This window comes from Vibrio sp. 1069 (assembly GCF_033340555.1).
Map to the genome: position 1 here is coordinate 1 of NZ_JAWOWP010000126.1, position 1,027 is coordinate 1,027.

The 1,027-nt window shown below is 42.6% G+C and carries 2 protein-coding genes; both read right to left on the bottom strand.

Annotation, left to right across the window (positions count from 1 at the left end; translation table 11 throughout):
- Positions 1 to 41: 41 nt before the first annotated feature.
- Positions 42 to 236 (bottom strand): DNA gyrase inhibitor YacG, encoded by a 195-nt coding sequence (yacG, locus tag R7040_RS24885; protein ID WP_005462546.1) that lies wholly within the window; start codon positions 234 to 236, stop codon positions 42 to 44.
- A gap of 68 nt (positions 237 to 304) precedes the next feature.
- On the bottom strand, positions 305 to 1,027 hold a 723-nt coding region (zapD, locus tag R7040_RS24890; protein ID WP_318097339.1), incomplete at its 5' end, for a cell division protein ZapD.

Genomic DNA, 1,027 nt, shown 5'->3' on the forward strand with positions numbered 1-1,027 from the left:
GAACCTAGAACCTAGAACCTAGAACCTAGAACCTAGAACCTCTAGTATTGATCTTCTGACCAGCCGTCACTGTCTGACATATCTGGGGCGCCAGCAATGGCATTTTCTTCATCTGCCCATTCACCAAAATCGATCATTTGGCATTTTTTACTACAGAAAGGGCGATGAGGACTTTGTTCTCCCCATTCAACGTCGGTACCACATTGAGGGCATTGAACGATAGTAATTTTAGACATGGTTGAATCGTCCCATTGTAATCTTGGTATTAAAGCGAAGTATTTAGAATAATAGCCTGATGTTTTGATTAGCTACAAACGGCTAATTCAAACTCGACATCTTGTGTGCATGCCTGACCATTTTCAAAAGCCATAAATTTAATCGCAAAACGATTTTTATGACCTGAAATCATAGGGTAGACGCCATACTTCATAGGAATATGAAGTCGGAGGATATTTGCTTCATCTGCGTCACTTTGGAAGAATCCTGCGCGCGCGATTTGGGCTTTAAAATGACCGGTTTCACGAGCAAGCTTTAGCCACAAGGTGAGCGCATCGGAAAGCGGTTTCAAACTCTTTTGCCATTGGTTGGCATCATGCTTTTTACGTTCAATAGGCAGATGAAGCCAATAGTGTAATGCAGGTAAATCAAAGCAGCACGAGCCACCTGGTAGATTGAAACGTTGGCGAATAGAGCTAAGGAAGCGATCTTCTTTTAACGCTTGACCAAAACGCTCTGCACCCATTAATTGACTATGAACCACATCAATTTCGTTGAGTAAGGAATTGAGGGCTTCTTGATCAACACCTTCTACATTTAGCCAATGGCGATAGGAGAGGCGCTGTTTCTCAAGATCTTTAGCCAATTCACTTTTTAGTTGGATCTGCTCGAAGATCTCTACCATGTCAAAAAGGGCACGGAAAAAAAGTTGATACTGGTGATTATCGGCAAAACCAGAGGCCAAGTGAGCCTGACGCAGCAGAGACTCCACTCTTAGATAAATACGAGTTTTCTCATTTAACGGATGTTC

Excerpts from the sequence above, each read along its gene's own strand:
- yacG (WP_005462546.1), bottom strand. The coding sequence starts at position 236 with ATGTCTAAAATTACTATCGTTCAATGCCCTCAATGTGGTACCGACGTT.